Below are 14,857 nucleotides of genomic sequence, written 5' to 3' on the forward strand. Positions count from 1 at the left end.
TTGATTATATGATGCTCAAAAAAGGAATTCTATATATAGGCGGATTTGAACTACCCGATAAAAATGCAGCTGCCCAGCGTGTAGTTGCCAATGGAAAACTGTTGATGGAGCTCGGTTATTCGGTTTATTATCTGGGTATAGATCGTACATTAACTGAACGAAAGCCTATAGAATCTACAAAGAAAGTATTCGACGGATTTGAATATTACGGCGTAAAATATCCTTCTGGCTTAGCTGACTGGATGCATCAATTAACCAGTATCACAGATATCACCAGAATTGCCAATCAGATAGATTCATTGGAATACATAATTGCATACAACTATCCCGCAATGGCATTGGCTAAGTTGAGCAGTTGGTGCCGGTCAAAAAATATTCGCCTGATATCTGATTGTACAGAGTGGTATGATCCTCAAGGCAGTTTGCTTTTTAAAATGATCAAGGGGTTTGATACCTATCTGCGGATGAAAGTTATTCAACCTAAATTGGATGGGCTGATCGTAATAAGTGGTTACCTGTATTCATTTTACGTCAACCGGATGAAAAATGTGATACAAATTCCGCCTTTGGTTGATATCAGGGCTGATAAATGGGCAAACGACTGCCTGAATAACAGTAAAGAAGTTGTATTGGTATACGCCGGTTCGCCGGGAAAATTTGCGAAGGATCGACTGGATAGTCTGTTACAAGCGCTGGCTGTTATCAAGGCTGAAACGAACATCCGGTTTTTGCTTAATGTGGTTGGTGTGACAAAAGAGCAATATATTGATGATTTCGGCGCGGGATCATTTCCTGAAACTTTGGAAAAAGAAGTGAATTTTAAGGGAAGATTACCACATACCGATACCCTCAATGAAATTAAATGTGCGGACTATGCGCTGTTTTTAAGGGATAATAACCTAATGAATACGGCGGGCTTTCCTACTAAATTCGTAGAGGCATTATCATGCGGTACCCCGGTGCTGACCAATGCCAGCAGCAATATCACGGATTATCTGAAAGACGGAGAAAACGGCTACCTGTTGGATAACTCAAGCGCTGAAGCTCTGGTTAAGACACTCAGTTTTGCATTGACTCAAACCAAAGAACATATTCACGGAATGAAAGCGATTATAAAAGCGTCGAGTATATTTGACTATAGAAATTATTTGGGTGCTTTTAATAATTTCCTGCGCAAAGCAGGGGATAATGAAAAAGTTAAAGAATCAAAGAGATTATCATAATGCCGGGAGCCAAAAATGTTTTAATGCTTACAGGCTTATTCCCTGATGAAATAAGAAGTGAAATAATAGCCAACAGTAAATTTAATACCCAATTTGCGGCGGATGCACTGCAATGGTCTTTTGTAAGCGGGCTGACAAATTACTATAAAAATCTGCGGCTTCTTAATTTCCCTTTTGTAGGATCTTACCCCACACTATGTAAGACACCTTTTATAAGATCATTTTCTTTCGGAAAAGACAAAGGCTTTGAAGGGACAAATATCGGCTATTTAAACTTGATAGCTTTAAAAAATGCCATTATATACAGGCAGGCAAAAAGTAATATTCGCAATTGGGTAAAGCAAACAGAAGGTGAAAAAGTCGTTTTAATCTATTCAGCATTTTTACCCTTTTTGAAGGCGGCTATTTCTGCAAAAGGAGAGTTTAGCAATCTTAAAGTTTACCTGATATTACCGGATTTACCCCAATTTATGGGTGGACCCAATAATGCATTATATAAAGTATTCAAAAAGATCACGAACGAGCAATTATATAAATGCTTCAGCCAAATGGACGGTTTTGTGCTTCTCAGTAAATATATGACCGAAGCATTGCCAATAGATAACAAGCCATGGACGGTTGTCGAGGGGATTTATAATGATAAGTCGGCTGCTGCATCTATCTCTAAAGCAGCTTCTGATAAAAAAACCATTCTTTACACGGGCACCTTAGCGAGGCGATATGGAATATTAAGATTACTGGAAGCTTTCGGGCAAATTGAGGATAAAAACTACCTGTTAGTAATTTGTGGTGACGGAGATACAAAAGAAGATATTAACTTAGCCGCCGAAAAGGATACCAGGATCGTTTATAAAGGATCGATCGACAGGGCAGAAGTGCTGAAATTGCAGCTGCAAGCCTCATTGTTGATCAATCCGCGCACTGCCGAAGGGGAGTTTACCAAGTTTTCTTTTCCATCTAAAACTATGGAATATCTTGCCTCAGGTGTGCCGACACTTTTGTATAAATTACCCGGTATCCCGGATGAATATTATAATTATTGCTACAGTTTAGAAGATTTTTCTATATCAGCTTTGGCTAACAAGATCACGGAAATATTAAGCCTTGATCCGGCTGTATTGGCTGAGAAAGGACGACTGGCACGGGAGTTCATTTTGAATAATAAAAACCCTGAAAAGCAATGCGAAAAAGTATATAAGTTAATTGAAGAAATTAAGTAGCCACGATGTTTAAAGATAAAATATTACTGATTACCGGCGGAACGGGCTCATTTGGAAATGCCGTTTTGAGCAGGTTTTTGCATACTGATATTAAAGAGATACGCATTTTCAGCCGTGATGAAAAGAAACAGGATGATATGCGTAATCAGCTTAAAAATGAAAAGCTGAAATTTTATATAGGCGATGTTCGCGATTACAATAGCATCGAAAGAGCTATGCATGGCGTTGATCTGGTGTTCCACGCTGCTGCGTTAAAGCAGGTACCATCCTGCGAATTCTTCCCGATAGAAGCTACCAAGACCAATGTGTTTGGTACGCAGAATACTATTGATGCTGCCGTTGCCAATAAAGTATCAAAAATTATATGCCTGAGTACGGATAAAGCTGCTTACCCCATCAATGCGATGGGTATTTCAAAAGCTTTAATGGAAAAGGTGGCCATTGCTGCATCGCGCAATATTATTGACAATACAACTACTGTTTGCCTCACCAGGTATGGCAACGTAATGGCCTCACGAGGTTCGGTTATTCCTTTGTTCTTAAAACAGATAAAAGAAGGCAGCCCAATAACCATTACTGATCCAAAAATGACGCGTTTCCTGATGTCGCTGGAAGATGCGGTTGATCTTGTTTTATTTGCTTTTGAACATGGTAACCAGGGCGATTTGTTTGTTAATAAAGCACCCGCAGGCACCATTGGTGATCTGGCTGCAGCATTAAAAGAGTTGGCCAATGCCGATAACGAAACGCAGATCATCGGTACCCGCCATGGTGAGAAGCTATACGAAACTTTGTGTACCCGTGAGGAAATGGCAAAGGCACAGGATATGGGCGATTTTTACCGGATACCTGCTGATAACCGTAACCTGAACTACAACCAGTATTTTTCGGAAGGTGAGGTGGATATAGCCCGCATAGAGGACTACCATTCGCATAATACACAGCAGTTGGGCGTAGAGGGGATGAAGAAGCTGTTGTCCAATCTGCCTTTAATAAAAAAGGAATTGTTTGGTGATAACGAGGTGGCACAATATCCTGGGTAAACTGATATGAGTAATCAACCTCAAATCATATCCGGTGCAGTGCATACCGATCATCGGGGATCAATCTCTTTTGTCAACGACTTTACATTTGACAGTATAAAACGTTTTTATACTATAGAGCCGGCTGATTTGACTGTCGTCAGAGCATGGCAGGGACACCGCACAGAAAGCAAATGGTTTCATGTTATTGCAGGTTCTTTTAAAATAGTAGCTGTAAAGGTTGATAACTGGGAAAATCCTTCAGATGATTGTGAACAGTTTGAATATGATCTGTCAGCCGGAAACCCGGCTGTTTTACATATCCCTGGTGGATATGCAAATGGCTTTAAGGCGTTAGAACCCGGTTCTCGGGTAATGATATTTTCTGATTTTACGGTTCAGCAATCTGTAGGTGATGATTATCGCTACGATCAGAATAAATGGTATAACTGGAACGATATAAGCAATTCGATATGAAAATAGGTATTACAGGCAATGAAGGATTTGTCGGCAAGCATTTGACCAATACCATCCGGCTTTTTCCTGATGAATTTGAAGTAGTACCTTTCTCCAGGAACTATTTCGAGGACGAGAGCAAACTACAACAATTTGCGGCCGATTGCGATGTGATCGTTCACCTGGCTGCATTAAACCGTCATAACGATCCGGATACCATTTATAAAACAAATATTGAACTGGTTGAAAAATTGGTTCGGGCGCTGGAGGCTGTCAACAGCAAAGCGAATGTACTATTCTCGTCTTCATCGCAGGAAGAGCGGAATAATGTATATGGCAAAAGCAAAAAGGCGGGCAGGGAATTATTTGCTGCCTGGGCCAAGCGTTCAGGTGGAAAATTTACCGGTATGGTGATCCCGAATGTTTTCGGGCCTTTTGGTAATCCCTATTACAATTCTTTCATCGCTACTTTTTGTCATCAGCTAAGCCATAACGAAACTCCTAAGATTGAGGTTGATGGTGATGTGAAACTGATCTACGTAGGTGACCTGGCGAAAGCGATCATCCATGAGATCAGGAGCAACGCCGGAAATGACTTATTAATTGTTCCGCATACTGATGAAAAGAAGGTATCGGCGATTTTAAAACTTCTGGAAGGTTACAAAACCGACTACATGGATAATGGCATAATTCCTCAATTGAATGATCCGTTTGAAGTGAAGCTGTTCAATACCTTCCGCTGCTATATGGATATCAAAAACTATTTCCCTGTAAAGTTTAAGCAGCACATTGACCCAAGAGGCGCCTTTGTGGAAGTGATCCGGTTAAATGTAGGGGGACAAGTATCTTTTTCTACTACTGTGCCAAACATTACCAGGGGTAATCATTACCATACAAGAAAGATTGAACGCTTTGCAGTAATAAAAGGGAATGCACTGATCCAACTCAGAAGGATTGGAACTGATGAAGTGCTCGACTTTCACCTTTCCGGTGATGAACCTGCTTATGTAGATATGCCTGTATGGTATACTCATAACATCAAGAATACAGGCACTGAAGAACTGTATACTATATTCTGGATCAATGAGTTCTACGACCCGGCCGATCCGGATACTTATTTTGAAAACGTTTAGTTGAATATTAAAACATCTGCCTAATATTATATAATGAAATCGAGACTTAAAGTAATGACCGTGGTTGGTACACGGCCCGAAATAATAAGATTATCACGCGTAATGGCCGCGCTGGATCAGTCGGAAGCCATCGACCATATATTGGTACATACCGGCCAAAACTATGATTACGAACTGAACCAGATATTTTTTGATGACCTGGGCATACGTAAACCCGATCATTTTTTAAATGCTGCCGGTGCAACAGCTACGGAGACCGTCGGTCAGATACTGATCAAGATCGACCCGTTGCTGGAAAGCGAAAAACCTGATGCATTTTTGATACTGGGTGATACCAATAGCTGTCTTTGTGCTATACCGGCAAAAAAACGCCACATCCCCATATTTCATATGGAAGCTGGTAACCGTTGTTTCGATCAGCGCGTTCCGGAAGAAACCAACCGGAGGATAGTCGACCATATTGCCGACATGAACCTTACTTACAGTGATATCGCCCGTGAATATCTTTTACGCGAAGGTTTGCCTGCCGATAGGATCATCAAAACCGGCTCTCCAATGTTCGAGGTTTTAAATCACTACAAACCTGAGATTGAAAGATCAGGTGTTTTAAGTCGTTTGAACCTGGAAGAAGGTAAGTACTTTGTGGTTTCATCGCACCGCGAGGAGAATATCAATAGTGAAAAGAACTTCAATGGATTGATTGAAAGTTTAAATCATATTGCAGAAACATTCGGTTTCCCAATCATTGTGAGTACACATCCACGCACCAGGAATATGATTGAAGCTAAAAAAGTATCTGTAAGACCGGAAGTACAATTCTTAAAACCTTTGGGTTTTAACGATTATAATGCCTTGCAGATGAAATCATATGCTGTTTTATCCGACAGTGGCACCATATCTGAAGAGTCATCGATCCTAAACTTCAGGGCATTAAACATCCGTGATGCACACGAACGGCCCGAGGCAATGGAAGAAGCTTCAGTAATGATGGTGGGTTTGAATCCTGAACGCATTATGCAGGGTTTAACACAATTGCAATATCAAAAGACCGGTGAGGAACGGAATTTCAGGCGCGTGGCAGATTATTCAATGCCGAACGTTTCTGAGAAAATGGTCAGGATAATTTTAAGCTATACAGATTATGTTAAACGCGTGGTATGGAGTAAATTATAAATTTCTAATATAAAAACTAATCAGATAACTTAGCGTTATACAAGCAACCATACACAAAAGTTATGAAAAAGTTTCCCCTTACCCCGCTTAAAATGCTCGTATTACCATTGGTAATATCTGTATGTATTTCCGCAAAAGATTGTAATGCGCAATCCGGATTTCAAGTTAAACCTGTTCCCGCTCAATACAAACCGTCGGCCGATATGTTGTCTCCGTATCACCAAACGGCTGATGCAGAAAAGAGCACTGCATATGATCTGACTAAAAGCTTGCCGCAAGGTTATGTTACCGATGGTTCTGTAGATTATACCACTTATTTGCAACAAGGTATAAATACACATCCTAAAGTAGTGTTCCCTAATTTTCCGGTTCGTGTAAACAAAAGCGGTGTGGCATTGAAAAGCAACTCAACCGCTATTTTTGATACCAAATCGAAATTGATATTAGAACCAACAGACGCCGCCAATTATCAAATATTAACGCTTTACAATGTTCAGAATGTAAAAGTATATTTCCCTGTTCTGGTTGGCGACCGTAAAGATCATAAAGGCACTAAAGGTGAATGGGGGATGGGACTATATATCTCAGGCGCAACCAATGTTGATATCATCAACCCGGTTATATCCGATTGCTGGGGAGATGGAATTTACGTTGGAAGAACGAAGGAAACCTCTAAAGATATCCGCATTTTCTGCCCAGTATTGGACGATAACCGCAGGAATGGTATCTCCATAGTTTCCGCAGATGGTTTAACTATACGAAAGGCTTTTGTAAGTAATACCAATGGCACCGATCCGCAAGCAGGTATCGATTTTGAGCCAAATGGCAATGCAGATGTGTTAAGCAATATTTTGATTGACGCTCCTACAACTTTTAATAACGCAAAGATCGGTATCGCATTCTCTATTTATGCAATGCAAGGCCAGGTTGACAAAGATGCTAGTATCACTATCCGCAACCACGTAGATGATGGGTCAGACAATGCCTTTTTTTATTACGGTTTCAGAAATACGCTGGGTACCAATAATATGAATGGTCATATACAGGTTATTAATCCAAAATGGAAGAATAACAGAATGACATTCGTACGTATGGGGCATTCTGAGAAAGGGCCAAATATTGAATTCAGCCATGTTTCTGTATCAAGAAATGATGCAGAGCAGCCTGATTCATTAAGAAAGCTCAGAAGAAACTTCAGCAGCTCTAATGCTAAAATAAATTTTCAGTAATCTGCGTATAGCAAAAATATTATAGAATAGATCGTCAGCTTATATAAGGCTGACGATTTTATTTTAACCGTACCGGATATTCTTTAATAAGCTACTTTTACAGGAAATTGCCAGCCTATATGCTGGTGCACTAATTTGAAATTTGTTTAATGGGTAAAAAGCTTCTTTTTGTAGTAAATGTCGATTGGTTTTTTGTTTCGCACAGGCTGCCGCTGGCACTGGAGGCATTAAAAAGAAATTACGATGTTTACCTGGCTACCAAAGATACCGGATGTAAAAAACAACTAACCGAACATGGCATAAAGGTGATCGATATTGATTTTGAACGCTCAGGCAAGAATCCTGTTAAAGAGCTTTCACTCATCACTAAATTAACCAAAATATACAAAGAGATTAAACCGGATGTTATCCATCACATCACGCTAAAGCCATCCATTTATGGTACTATTGCAGCCCGTAAGGCTAAATCAAAGGCTAAGATCATAAATGCAGTGAGCGGATTGGGGTATACCTTTACAGATAACCGGCAATCTTTAAGCAAGGTATTTTTAAAGGGACTCTTAAAATGGGCTTTCAGCGATCAGAAATCAAATTTTATTTTTCAGAACCCGGACGACCAGTCTTTTTATAATCAGATGGGCTTTTTAAATGGGAAGAACTTTGTGATCATCAAAGGCTCGGGGGTAGACGAAAAAGAATTTAGCTTTTTTGCACCGGTAAAAAAAGAAAAGCTGGTAGTGGTACTACTTGCCAGGATGTTAAAAGACAAAGGCGTATTAGAGTATATAGAAGCAGCAAGGTCGTTAAAAAAAGAATTTGAAGGAAAAGTAGAATTCTGGCTGGTAGGTGGAATTGATGAGCATAACCCTGCGCATATTACTGAGCAAGAATTAAAAGACAAATGCGATCCCGGATATGTTAATTGGCTGGGACATCGGAGCGATGTAAAGAATATCTACGAACAATCAGACATCGTATGCCTGCCATCTTACAGGGAAGGTCTACCCAAATCACTGATAGAAGCTATGGCAATAGGGCGCCCCATAGTGACAACAGATGCAATAGGCTGCCGGGAATGTGTGGATGAAGGTATCAATGGCTATAAGGTGCCTGTAAAAGATCATCAGCAGTTAGGCGCACGAATAAAGGAACTGTTACTGGATGAGGACTTAAGATTGAAAATGGGAAAAGCCTCGAGAGATAAAATGGTAAACGAGTTCTCACTAAAAGAAGTGGTGGCACAAACATTTAAGTTGTATGAAGACTAATGTTTTAATCACCGGCTCAACCGGCTTTGTTGGTCAGAATTTGTTGCAATATCTTGATGATAGTTGCCGGATTTCAACCTTATCGCGGGCTGATCTGCAAACCATTTCTGTGGAGGGATTAAACTCAATAGATACCGTTATTCATTTGGCAGGCAAAGCACATGATCTAAAAAAGTCCTCCAAACCTGAGGAATATTATAAAGTGAACTTTGAACTTACCCGCAAGCTGTACTATGCGTTCCTTAAGTCATCAGCAAAAAAGTTCATTTTCATCAGCTCAGTGAAGGCAGCGGCTGATTCGGTTACGGGAATTCTTACTGAGAACGACAAAGCCAACCCGCAAACTGATTATGGTAAATCAAAATTGATGGCTGAGGAATATATACAAGCGCAGTCTTTGCCAGAGGGAAAATCGTATTATATAATTCGCCCATGCATGATCCATGGTCCGGGTAATAAAGGCAATCTTAACTTGCTATACAAATTTGTAAAAAAGGGTATCCCTTATCCACTGGCAGGTTTTGAGAACCGCAGATCATTTTTAAGTGTCGAAAATCTTTGTTTTGTAATAAAGGAGCTGATTCAGCACGACGAAATATCCAAAGGGACATACCAGGTTGCTGACGACGAACCATTATCCACCAACCAGGTTGTTACGCTACTAGCCGGCGCGATTGGGGTAAAACCAAAACTGTGGAAGATCAGCCCGAAACTGATTGGATTTTTAGCCAAATGCGGTGATGTGCTGCATCTGCCATTAACTACTGAACGTTTGCATAAACTTACCGAAAGCTATATTGTTAGTAACAGTAAAATAAAGCAGGCTCTGAATAAGAAGCTACCACTTACAACAGTAGAAGGTTTGACAATTACTGCTAAATCATTTAACAAGGCTTAGCAGCCAATATATAATTACGAATTTCAAAAGGCTTTACTATTTTTATACCATGGAAGAACAAAATGAGAATCAGCTGAATATTGAACTTTCTGAAGAGATAGCAGAAGGGGTTTATTCAAACCTGGCAATTATAACTCACTCCAACTCAGAGTTTGTAATGGATTTTATCCGCGTGATGCCTGGGGTGCCCAAGGCAAAAGTCAAATCGCGTATTATTCTGACTCCTGAACATGCTAAACGTCTTGCAACAGCCCTGCAGGATAATATCGAAAAATTTGAAAATGCGAATGGTCGTATCAAAATTCAATCTGAACCAACCGGTTTCCCAATGAATTTTGGGGGTACAATGGGGCAAGCTTAATATTATTAATAATATTTTATTTAGTAATAATATATATTGTGCAATTTGTCGGAGAAATTGATCTTAACGATTAGTTTAAAGATATAAAAACAGATTTTCTTCAGAATTCCCGCTTAGATTTAATGTAATATTTAATTTTTTAAGATAATATAAAACAATTTTCGCTGTTAAATGTAGTGATATATAACACAACCCGTTCATTCACTAATTTAATACGAAATATTGTTTCTTATGAGTTTTGAACCCATATACAGTTATATATCTGAAAAAAATATCGAAATAGTTAACCCCGCTGTCCCACAACATAATGCCGTATTGGATGCAGCACTATCATCTAAGAATACCATTGGTGAAATGAATAAAGTTACTGACGCATCAAAGAATGTCCTGCAGTTTTTGTGCTTTAATTCACCATATGGCGGCAGTTTCTTCCAGTCTTTATTGATGCTTGAGCAGAAGTTAAACCAGGATGATATCGATATGGTGTACCTGTTTCACATGGACACTTCGCATTACGACTGGATTCAGGACCTCATTAATCAGGGAAAGAAAATATATTTTTTAAGCGGTAATTTTTCGAAAGATATCTTCTACATAAGGGATCTGCTCGTAAAACATAATATTAAATATATACATGCCCACTTTGCGGGACTTAAATACCTGTTTTTACTGAATGTTGCCAGCAAGTTATATAGTAAGCAAACATTTATAGTAAGGCATCTCCGTAACCACGACAAACCCAGAGGCTTTTTTGGAGAGAGCATAAGGAAGATGTTAAACAAGGTTGATTTGTATATCGGGTGCAGCGAATCGGTAGCTGTTGAATACAAAAAGAACTTTAAAATTGAGGACAAAAAGATCACTCACGTTACCAACGCAATCAACTTCAACAGGTTAAACAAGTTTGATAAGCTTCAACGGGCCGATTATCGTATAAGCCCCGACACCAAGGTGTTTTTATTGTTTGGGTTTGATTATTATCGTAAAGGAGTCGACGTAGTTCTTGAAGCGATGGATCGTTTAGTGCAGGAAGGCCACGACGTTTGTTTGCTGCTAAGCTTATCTACCAATAAAGAGGTGATAGAAGCCCGGATTAAAGATCGTTTTTCTAAAATGCCCGATTGGTTAAGGGTACTTAGCCCGCGTGAGGATATTGCTTCCTATTATCTTTTAAGCAATTACTTTATATCTGCCTCCCGCGAAGAAGGTTTCTGCAACGCTTTGGTAGAAGCTGCCTATTGTGAAAGACCTATCATAAGCAGTGACATCCCCGGACAAGGCTCATTGAATATTCCTCATACTTATAAATTCACTTCCGAAAACATTGCCGAACTAAAAGATGCAATGATTGCGCTTATGTCGCTAACCGATGAACAAAAAAACTGGATTGTATCCGAACAAAAGGAATATGTAATTAAGAATTTTGATCTGGATACATGGGCAGAGCAGATTACTGACGTTTACAGGAATCTTAACTGATAATCTCAAAATTTGGTTTGTATCTCACATTAAGCATGCTCTTTAAGTCTGTTGCCGGATACCAGGCTGTTTAGTCTAATTTTTTAATTATTTTTACGTCGCAAATAATTACCTGTTCGTTGTGGAAAAAAATTCAAAGATCTATATAGCGGGCCATCGTGGCATGGTTGGTTCGGCAATATACCGTAAGCTTCAAAAAGAAGGATATAATAATATAATCACCCGTTCGTCATCCGAACTCGATTTACGTACACAAAGCGACGTAGAAGAGTTTTTTGAGCAGGAGAAACCAGAATATGTTTTCCTGGCTGCAGCTAAGGTTGGTGGCATTGTTGCTAATAATACCTATCGCGCTGATTTTTTGTATGAGAACCTTCAGATACAGAATAACATCATTCATTCATCATACCTAAATGATGTGAAAAAACTGATGTTTTTGGGTTCAAGTTGTATATATCCAAAACTGGCACCACAACCATTGAAAGAGGATTATTTGCTTACCGGTCCGCTGGAACCAACGAACGAGCCTTATGCAATTGCAAAAATAGCCGGTATTAAAATGTGCGATGCCTATCGTTCACAATATGGTTGCAACTATATATCGGTAATGCCAACCAATTTGTACGGTTACAATGATAATTATCATCCGCAAAATTCACACGTATTGCCCGCTTTGATACGCCGTTTCCATGAGGCGAAAATTAATAATACACCGGAAGTAACTATCTGGGGAACAGGAACACCGAAGCGCGAATTCTTATTTGCAGATGATCTGGCCGAAGCTTGTTATTACCTGATGCAGAATTATAACGAAGAGGGTTTAGTAAATATCGGCACTGGTGAGGATATTTCTATAAAAGATCTGGCTTTGCTGATAAAAGATATTATTGGGTACGAAGGTGAAATAAAATTTGACACCTCGAAGCCTGATGGCACCCCACGTAAACTGATGGATGTTTCCAAATTACATAGCAAAGGCTGGCACCATAAAATTGCGTTAGGAGACGGTATAAAGCTGGCTTATGAAGACTTTTTGGCGCATCAGGCCAACCTGGTTTCTAATTGATCATCTGCAGGAATAATAAAACGGATCATGACAATCGAATCCACACCCCTTAAGGGTTGTCTCATAATAAAACCAAGCATTTTTGGCGATGAACGCGGTTATTTTTTCGAAAGCTTTAACCAGGAAAAATTCAGGGCATTGACAGGAATTGATACCCATTTTGTGCAAGATAATCAGTCATACTCAACCAAAGGAGTATTAAGAGGTTTACACTTGCAAAAAGGTGCATCCGCACAATCAAAACTGGTTAGAGTGGCTAAAGGTGAGGTATTGGATGTTGCAGTTGATCTGCGCCCAAACTCAAAAACCTATGGCAAACATTTTAGCATCAAACTTTCGGACGACAATAATCTGCAATTGTATATTCCGCGTGGATTTGCGCATGGCTTTGTGGTATTAAGTGGTGATGCCATATTCCAGTACAAATGCGATAACTATTATGATAAGGCGGCCGAAGCGGGCATATACTATGCCGACCCCGATCTGGCCATCGACTGGATATTGCCTTATGAACAATTGATTGTATCGCCGAAAGATCTTGAACTGCCTGCTATGTCGGCAATGGGGACAATCGGCTTTTAACTATATCTGATGAGTAATATTGTAGTTTTTGGTGCCTCGGGCCAGTTAGGAACATGCTTAAAGACACTTGCAAATACCCAGGGGCTAACAAACATATTTTTCCCGCCTGAAAACGAAGCCAATATCCTGGATAAAGAAGCGCTGAAGAAAATATTTGATACTTATCAACCCGCATGGTGCATCAACTGCGCCGCATATACTGCCGTTGATAAAGCAGAAGACGAAATTGATCTTGCCCGCAAAATAAATAAAACAGGAGCGGAGAACCTGAGTGATCTGTGTAAAGAGTATAACTCTGTTTTTATTCATACCTCTACAGACTTTGTATTTAAGGGTGATAAAGCAACACCGCTGGATGAAGAAGATATAGCCGAACCTATCAATATTTACGGCTTAACCAAGCTGGAAGGCGAGCAGGCTGTAATTGATAAACTAGAGAAATATTTCATCCTTCGCACCAGCTGGCTTTACTCTGAATACGGCAACAATTTTGTTAAAACCATGCTGCGTTTGGGTATCGAGCGGGATGAATTAAAGGTAATTGCTGACCAGGTAGGAACACCGACTTATGCTATGGATCTGGCTGAAATTATTCTTCATATTATATCAGGCAACAGCGCAGCCTACGGTTTATATCACTACAGTAATGAAGGCGTTGCTTCATGGTATGATTTTGCCAAAGCTATATTTGATATATCTGGAACGAAAGTAAAAACGCTTCCGATAAAAACATCAGAATATCCTACACGCGCCGTGCGCCCGGCTTATTCGGTGATGAGTAAGGCTAAAATCAAACAAACTTTTAATATCGAAATTCCATATTGGCGCGATAGTTTAATAACTTGTATCAGTAAACTTTAATCTACTTATGAAAGGTATCATATTGGCCGGAGGTTCAGGCACCAGGCTTTTTCCCATAACAAAAGCTATCAGCAAGCAGTTAATGCCGATATACGACAAGCCGATGATCTATTATCCCTTATCGGTATTAATGATGGCCGACATCCGTGAGATACTGATCATTACTACGCCTGAGGATAGCGACAGCTTTAAGAGATTATTGGGCGATGGGCATGAGCTGGGTTGCCATTTTGAGTATGCCGTTCAGGCTGTTCCAAACGGGTTGGCGCAGGCCTTTGTGATAGGTGAACAGTTTGTTGGCGATGATAAGGTAGCATTGATACTGGGCGATAACATCTTCTATGGTACAGGTTTCGATAAATTGATCCAGAGCTTTAACGATGTAGACGGCGCCGCCATATTTGCTTATAAGGTATCCGATCCTGAAAGATATGGCGTAGTAGAATTTGATGAGCATTTTACAGCTCTATCTATCGAGGAAAAACCATTAAAGCCAAAATCATCTTATGCAGTTCCCGGACTGTATTTTTATGACAACGAGGTGGTACATATTGCTAAAAATATAAAGCCATCTGCACGCGGAGAATACGAGATCACCGACGTAAACCGTGCTTACCTGGAGAAAAAAAGGCTGCACGTAGGCGTAATGGACCGTGGCACCGCCTGGCTGGATACGGGTACTTTTGATTCGCTAAGCGATGCAACTGAGTTCGTTCGCGTAATAGAAAAACGCCAGGATACCAAGATAGGCTGTATCGAAGAAGTAGCCTATCGTCATGGCTTCATTGATAAAGAACAGTTAAAGGTGCTGGCAGAAAAATACATTAAGAGCGGGTATGGAATGTATCTGAAAAACTTACTACAATAAGTATTTCAGATACATTCA

Annotated in this window: 15 protein-coding genes; all 15 read left to right on the forward strand. The window is 39.9% G+C overall.

The features are described from left to right. Positions 1–8: 8 nt before the first annotated feature. The 15 genes from VIM89_RS06910 to rfbA all read left to right on the forward strand — a co-directional run bounded on the left by VIM89_RS06910 (position 9) and on the right by rfbA (position 14,839). On the forward strand, positions 9–1,223 hold the full coding sequence (locus tag VIM89_RS06910) for a glycosyltransferase (protein ID WP_488155409.1): 1,215 nt from the start codon (positions 9–11) through the stop codon (positions 1,221–1,223). Continuing rightward, complete coding sequence (locus tag VIM89_RS06915) at positions 1,223–2,443, forward strand: glycosyltransferase (protein WP_488155410.1); 1,221 nt, start codon at positions 1,223–1,225, stop codon at positions 2,441–2,443. The genes VIM89_RS06910 and VIM89_RS06915 overlap by 1 nt, the downstream gene beginning before the upstream one ends. Positions 2,444–2,448: 5 nt before the next feature. Beyond that, the gene (locus VIM89_RS06920; protein WP_488155411.1) at positions 2,449–3,486 is read left to right on the forward strand and encodes a polysaccharide biosynthesis protein; all 1,038 of its coding nucleotides are present in this window, start codon (positions 2,449–2,451) and stop codon (positions 3,484–3,486) included. A 6-nt stretch (positions 3,487–3,492) separates the two neighbouring features. Next, complete coding sequence (locus tag VIM89_RS06925; RefSeq protein WP_488155412.1) at positions 3,493–3,942, forward strand: cupin domain-containing protein; 450 nt, start codon at positions 3,493–3,495, stop codon at positions 3,940–3,942. Beyond that, the gene (locus tag VIM89_RS06930) at positions 3,939–5,054 is read left to right on the forward strand and encodes a polysaccharide biosynthesis C-terminal domain-containing protein (protein WP_488155413.1); all 1,116 of its coding nucleotides are present in this window, start codon (positions 3,939–3,941) and stop codon (positions 5,052–5,054) included. The genes VIM89_RS06925 and VIM89_RS06930 overlap by 4 nt, the downstream gene beginning before the upstream one ends. A gap of 33 nt (positions 5,055–5,087) precedes the next feature. Next, the gene (wecB, locus tag VIM89_RS06935) at positions 5,088–6,227 is read left to right on the forward strand and encodes a non-hydrolyzing UDP-N-acetylglucosamine 2-epimerase (RefSeq protein ID WP_488155414.1); all 1,140 of its coding nucleotides are present in this window, start codon (positions 5,088–5,090) and stop codon (positions 6,225–6,227) included. Between the two features lie 62 nt (positions 6,228–6,289). Next, positions 6,290–7,456 (forward strand): right-handed parallel beta-helix repeat-containing protein, encoded by a 1,167-nt coding sequence (locus VIM89_RS06940; RefSeq protein ID WP_488155415.1) that lies wholly within the window; start codon positions 6,290–6,292, stop codon positions 7,454–7,456. Positions 7,457–7,605: 149 nt separating this feature from the next. Next, complete coding sequence (locus VIM89_RS06945; RefSeq protein ID WP_488155416.1) at positions 7,606–8,724, forward strand: glycosyltransferase family 4 protein; 1,119 nt, start codon at positions 7,606–7,608, stop codon at positions 8,722–8,724. After that, complete coding sequence (locus VIM89_RS06950; RefSeq protein WP_488155417.1) at positions 8,714–9,622, forward strand: NAD-dependent epimerase/dehydratase family protein; 909 nt, start codon at positions 8,714–8,716, stop codon at positions 9,620–9,622. Before VIM89_RS06945 ends, VIM89_RS06950 begins: the two co-directional genes overlap by 11 nt. 49 nt (positions 9,623–9,671) lie before the next feature. Beyond that, positions 9,672–9,983: a DUF3467 domain-containing protein gene (locus VIM89_RS06955; protein ID WP_488155418.1), complete on the forward strand. Its 312-nt coding sequence runs from the start codon at positions 9,672–9,674 to the stop codon at positions 9,981–9,983. A 231-nt stretch (positions 9,984–10,214) separates the two neighbouring features. Next, a complete protein-coding gene (locus VIM89_RS06960) occupies positions 10,215–11,462 on the forward strand; it encodes a glycosyltransferase family 4 protein (RefSeq protein WP_488155419.1) in 1,248 nt (415 codons plus the stop codon). Positions 11,463–11,583: 121 nt separating this feature from the next. Continuing rightward, complete coding sequence (gene fcl / locus VIM89_RS06965) at positions 11,584–12,528, forward strand: GDP-L-fucose synthase (RefSeq protein ID WP_488155420.1); 945 nt, start codon at positions 11,584–11,586, stop codon at positions 12,526–12,528. 27 nt (positions 12,529–12,555) lie between these two features. Then, positions 12,556–13,110, forward strand: coding sequence for a dTDP-4-dehydrorhamnose 3,5-epimerase (gene rfbC, locus VIM89_RS06970; protein WP_488155421.1), 555 nt, complete (start codon positions 12,556–12,558; stop codon positions 13,108–13,110). 9 nt (positions 13,111–13,119) lie between these two features. Continuing rightward, positions 13,120–13,971, forward strand: coding sequence for a dTDP-4-dehydrorhamnose reductase (gene rfbD / locus VIM89_RS06975; protein WP_488155422.1), 852 nt, complete (start codon positions 13,120–13,122; stop codon positions 13,969–13,971). Between the two features lie 7 nt (positions 13,972–13,978). Then, positions 13,979–14,839, forward strand: coding sequence for a glucose-1-phosphate thymidylyltransferase RfbA (gene rfbA / locus VIM89_RS06980; protein ID WP_488155423.1), 861 nt, complete (start codon positions 13,979–13,981; stop codon positions 14,837–14,839). The last annotated feature ends 18 nt before the right edge of the window (positions 14,840–14,857 follow it).

Origin of the sequence: Mucilaginibacter sp., assembly GCF_036568825.1 — a bacterium.
In the GTDB taxonomy this organism is placed as follows: domain Bacteria; phylum Bacteroidota; class Bacteroidia; order Sphingobacteriales; family Sphingobacteriaceae; genus Mucilaginibacter.

Coding starts and splice junctions, on each gene's coding strand:
- VIM89_RS06930 (WP_488155413.1), top strand. CDS start 3,939: ATGAAAATAGGTATTACAGGCAATGAAGGATTTGTCGGCAAGCATTTG.
- rfbD (WP_488155422.1), top strand. CDS start 13,120: ATGAGTAATATTGTAGTTTTTGGTGCCTCGGGCCAGTTAGGAACATGC.
- VIM89_RS06950 (WP_488155417.1), top strand. CDS start 8,714: ATGAAGACTAATGTTTTAATCACCGGCTCAACCGGCTTTGTTGGTCAG.
- rfbC (WP_488155421.1), top strand. CDS start 12,556: ATGACAATCGAATCCACACCCCTTAAGGGTTGTCTCATAATAAAACCA.
- rfbA (WP_488155423.1), top strand. CDS start 13,979: ATGAAAGGTATCATATTGGCCGGAGGTTCAGGCACCAGGCTTTTTCCC.
- VIM89_RS06945 (WP_488155416.1), top strand. CDS start 7,606: ATGGGTAAAAAGCTTCTTTTTGTAGTAAATGTCGATTGGTTTTTTGTT.
- VIM89_RS06955 (WP_488155418.1), top strand. CDS start 9,672: ATGGAAGAACAAAATGAGAATCAGCTGAATATTGAACTTTCTGAAGAG.
- VIM89_RS06960 (WP_488155419.1), top strand. CDS start 10,215: ATGAGTTTTGAACCCATATACAGTTATATATCTGAAAAAAATATCGAA.
- VIM89_RS06940 (WP_488155415.1), top strand. CDS start 6,290: ATGAAAAAGTTTCCCCTTACCCCGCTTAAAATGCTCGTATTACCATTG.
- VIM89_RS06925 (WP_488155412.1), top strand. CDS start 3,493: ATGAGTAATCAACCTCAAATCATATCCGGTGCAGTGCATACCGATCAT.
- VIM89_RS06910 (WP_488155409.1), top strand. CDS start 9: ATGATGCTCAAAAAAGGAATTCTATATATAGGCGGATTTGAACTACCC.
- VIM89_RS06915 (WP_488155410.1), top strand. CDS start 1,223: ATGCCGGGAGCCAAAAATGTTTTAATGCTTACAGGCTTATTCCCTGAT.
- VIM89_RS06920 (WP_488155411.1), top strand. CDS start 2,449: ATGTTTAAAGATAAAATATTACTGATTACCGGCGGAACGGGCTCATTT.
- wecB (WP_488155414.1), top strand. CDS start 5,088: ATGAAATCGAGACTTAAAGTAATGACCGTGGTTGGTACACGGCCCGAA.